The sequence below is a fragment of the Bacteroidota bacterium genome (genome assembly GCA_030017895.1).
Taxonomy (GTDB): Bacteria; Bacteroidota; Ignavibacteria; order UBA10030; family BY39; genus JASEGV01.
The window spans coordinates 1-4300 of record JASEGV010000130.1 but is presented as its reverse complement, the minus strand read 5'-3'; the positions used below and the strand labels follow the sequence as shown (position 1 = coordinate 4300).

The window sequence follows — 4300 nt, the reverse complement described above, 5'->3', positions numbered from 1 at the left end:
AAATATACGTAAAATATTTTTTCTACAAAATTCGGCGAGTTTTTAGAGATGCCCTTAATATATTACTGAATTGCTTTTTAGTGTAACGATATTCTTCAAATTTGTATTTCACCCCCTTTTTTTTGTTGTACCACCAGAATAATTCTTTTAGCTGGTTAGTAATTGAAATACGTAATAAATTCTGTGTTGGCACCGAAATAAAAAGTAGTCCGTCGTCTTTCAATAGTCGGGAAAATTCGCGTAGTGCTGCTTCGGGACCTTCTTCAAAATGTTCGACCACACCGAGAGAGATAACGGAGTCAAAATAATTACTGGAAAAAGAAGAATTCAACACATCATCCTTCAGGATAGGTATAGAGGGATCAAATTTTTTCGCGCTCTCCACAGCCGTTGATGCAAGATCGATTCCTGTAACGTTGTATCCTCTGCGTTTTAAATAGAACACCCATCTGCCGAGCCCACAACCTGATTCGAGTATTGTGCCATTTTTTTGCAAATACTTAATAAAATACTGGGTTATAGTTTGATAATCGCATAACCTTATATTTTCTTCAAGAGTTTCATTTTGCCAGCTTTGACCGTGAGTTTCGATCAAATCGACCTGGGCTGCGGGATGGTATATCTTGTATGGTGTTATAGAATTATTCAATAGATGACGATAAAATTGTTACCGTATTTTTTTTAATTTTATAAAACTTGCTGCAACATTGAAGACAATCCCAACTGGGAACGTGAAATAATTATACCACTTTGCATATCTTACCATTATTCTAAATTGACTCTTCAGCTTATTCCAATTTTTAAACCACGAAAGATGTCCGCCGGTGCTCACTGAAAGTTTGTGCCAAATTTTTGCCTTCGGTTCAAACATTAACCGATAGCCTGTACGAAAAGCGCGAATGCACCAATCGACATCTTCGCCGTAAATATAATAAGCAGTGTCGAGCATTCCAACTTTTTCAACGACTTCTCGCTTTACTAACATACAACAACCGGTGACAAAGTCAGTTTCTTTTGTTTGACAGTACTGTTCGTTATCAATTTCTCTAACGCCGATGTGTGAAATCCAACCCTTCCACCACTCGATTTTTCCGCCGGCATACCAAATTCTGTTTGGCTCGCTGTGATAATACATTTTAGGTCCGACAATTCCGATATTTAAACTTGCCGTTGCTGTGTTTACTAATTCATCCAGAAAATTATCAGCAACCGTTGTATCGTTGTTCAAAAGCAGAATGTAATCGGCACCCTTGCTTAATGCGTAATCAATTCCGATATTGTTTCCGTTCGCAAACCGCAAATTAGTCGGGTTAAAAATATATTCAATATCAGAAAATCGTTTTTGTACTTCTCCTTGTGTCCCGTCTGACGAGGCGTTATCGACTACCAATATTTTATAGTTTGTATATGTAATTTTTTGCAGAGAGCTCAAACATTCAACGGTATCCTTCTTGCCATTCCAGGTCAAAACGATTACATAAACGAGTGGCTTAGCGGACATTATTCAGTTAAGTCTTTCTAAAATGATGTTGATTATTCTTTCAGCAGTTTTCCCATCGCCATAAGGGTTTGCTTTTGTTGACATTTCGAGATACGCTGATTTGTCGGATAATAACTTTTGAGCTTGTTGAATAATTATTTCCTTGTCGGTACCTACGAGTTTCGCCGTTCCGACTTCAATTGCCTCGGGGCGTTCGGTTGTCTTCCGTAAAACGAGTACAGGTTTGCCTAATGAAGGAGCTTCTTCTTGCACACCACCTGAATCTGTCATTATTAAGTATGCTTTGTTCATAAGCTGAACGAAGGGACGATAATCGAGTGGTTCAACCAAATGTATCCGCTCAACCCCTTGTAATATTTCGTTTGCCATTTTCTGTACATTTGGATTTGGGTGAACAGGGTAAATTAATTCAACATCAGAATTTGTTTCGACCAAATATCGGCATGCAGAAAAAGTTTGCCTCATCGGTTCACCAAAGTTTTCACGCCGATGTGAAGTAAGTAGAATGACTTTGCGGTTTTTGTAATCTATTTCATTCAACAATTTATCTTCAAATTGATAATTGGGGTCGACAATCATCAGCAAAGCATCTATAACAGTGTTTCCGGTTATGAAAATTTTATATTCATCAACTCCTTCATTGAGTAAATTTTTCTTCGACCATTCGGTTGGTGCGAAGTGATAATCAGCCAATCGTGTTGTAAGCTGCCGGTTTATTTCTTCGGGAAACGGATTATATTTATTCCAAGTTCGTAAGCCGGCCTCTACATGTCCTACAGGAATTTTTAAATAAAACGCGGCTAAACTCGTTGCAAATGTTGTAGTTGTATCGCCTTGGACTAAAATTACATCCGGTTTTTCTTTCATCAGGATCGGTTTCATCTCGTTGATAACACTCGATGTTACATAAAACAAATCCTGGTTTGCTTGCATAATATCCAAATCGTAATCCGGGACGATGCCGAAAACCTCCAATTTCTGGTCGAGCATTTCACGGTGTTGTGCCGTTACGATTGTAATGAAATCTAATTTTCGCTTTTCACATTCTTTTACTACAGGGGCCATCTTAATGGCTTCGGGACGCGTTCCGAATACTATGGCAATTTTCATAAATCTCTTCTAATTATTTTTTGAATTTTCAAAGTTAATTTTATATAGGACTGCTGGTGGATAAATTATACTGACAATAGGTTGAAATTGAGGAGGAGCATTTCCAGGATCTAAAAGAAAACTTAACTGAGGTCTCATGCCGGCTTCAATACCGCTAAAATATAAATAATCGGCTCCGGTGCTCTTACATTTTTCTATTAGCTCGTCGATATTAAAGACATATGGAAACGGTTCAAATTTCATGTTCAAATAATAAGCGATGTGGGGTTTTCGTGCGATGACGGTTTTTTCAGTGCCTGAATTTACCGGTTCGTTGAAGAATGCATTTCGTACATCTAAAATTTCAACCGGTCCGGATGAGATGTCGGATTTTACTTGATCAATTGACGAATATGCAGTGTAAAAAAACATACTCAAAATTAATAAATGTTTGATTCCAAAATGTGGAAAACCAAGCGAAGGTATTTTTTCCCAGACAAAAAATATCGACACAAGCAAAAAATACGTTGGTATAAGGTATAGAGAAAAACGCTCACCGTAAAAAACAATCGTTAGAATGGCAAAGAATGCGCCACTAAATATGAAATAAAATATTTGTTTCCGATCAGGCTTTTTAAATAATAGAATTACAATTCCCCCTAACGCGAAAATACCTAATGGCAAGCTAATCAGGAGAGATATATCTTTCCATAAATGGTCTGCAAAGTTAATCGTTACGTGTGTGAAGAAAGTTATTGGGTCGGCTAATATTACATCCGACAAAGAGGAAAACTTTATTGCCACAGTATTCCAATATTCATCCCAACCAACCTTGCCTCTGCCGTACATTTTATAAGCGATATTTAAATAATTAACGTTATAAAAAAAATTTCCTTTTTCTCGAAGGCAATACAAACCCCAAGGTAAAACAAAAATGAGTGAAGACAATACAAAACTTGTTGCTGCCGCAATTCTTTTTTTCCAATCGACCATTTTGTAGTTTAATAGTAATAACCCAACGATGACTGCGGCGTATAAAGCAATTGCGTTGTAACGCGTGATGTAAGCATAACCTGTTATCGCTCCTGCGATAGCAATATCCAACAAGCTTAATCTTTGATTCCTTAATAGAAAATATAGAACAAGTACCTGAAGAAAGTTGAAAAACATATCAGTTCCTGATGAATAGGAATACTTGATAAATGTAAAATTAGTTACTAAACCAAGAACTGTGATAAAAGCTAATTCTTTGTTAAAGTGGTTTGAAATAATTTTATATGTAAATAGTATCACTAATGCAGCGCTGGCTATTGCAATGATCATTCCGGCAAAAAAGAAATCGGTAGAAACTATTTTACCTAAAGCAAGAATGAACTCGTACCCAGGGCCTTTCCATTGGTCGATATCAACATAACCGGCTAAAATATGTTGAGCGTGTGGTATGTAACTCCAATAAAAATCAGTTTCAACTCCATAATCTCCAATTTTGTGGTGATTCAAGCTGACGAACAGCATAATGATGAAATACAAAATTGCCATTACATAAGATGTTTTATCGTCTAACAAAAATTTTGGGACGATATATGGCCCTTCCCTTTTTTGAAAATCTTTTGGTTGTGTTTTACTTTTTTGTTTTGATTTCATTTTTACCTTACAAGTGTAATGCTTCAAGGGAAAAGTTACAATTAATATAAAATAATAGTTGGTTAA

At 36.4% G+C, this 4300-nt stretch carries 4 protein-coding genes; all 4 read right to left on the bottom strand.

Annotated elements, in window-relative coordinates:
* Positions 1-22: 22 nt before the first annotated feature.
* Positions 23-649: a class I SAM-dependent methyltransferase gene (locus QME58_14130; GenBank protein MDI6804953.1), complete on the bottom strand. Its 627-nt coding sequence runs from the start codon at positions 647-649 to the stop codon at positions 23-25.
* Positions 650-667: 18 nt separating this feature from the next.
* The gene (locus tag QME58_14125; protein MDI6804952.1) at positions 668-1501 is read right to left on the bottom strand and encodes a glycosyltransferase family 2 protein; all 834 of its coding nucleotides are present in this window, start codon (positions 1499-1501) and stop codon (positions 668-670) included.
* A gap of 3 nt (positions 1502-1504) precedes the next feature.
* Entirely contained in the window at positions 1505-2611 is a 1107-nt protein-coding gene (wecB, locus tag QME58_14120) for a UDP-N-acetylglucosamine 2-epimerase (non-hydrolyzing) (protein ID MDI6804951.1), read from the bottom strand.
* A gap of 9 nt (positions 2612-2620) precedes the next feature.
* Positions 2621-4300, bottom strand: a 1680-nt coding sequence (locus QME58_14115; protein ID MDI6804950.1) for a glycosyltransferase family 39 protein, incomplete at its 5' end; no start/stop codon positions are given.

Excerpts from the sequence above, each read along its gene's own strand:
- QME58_14125 (MDI6804952.1), bottom strand. The coding sequence starts at position 1,501 with ATGTCCGCTAAGCCACTCGTTTATGTAATCGTTTTGACCTGGAATGGC.
- wecB (MDI6804951.1), bottom strand. The coding sequence starts at position 2,611 with ATGAAAATTGCCATAGTATTCGGAACGCGTCCCGAAGCCATTAAGATG.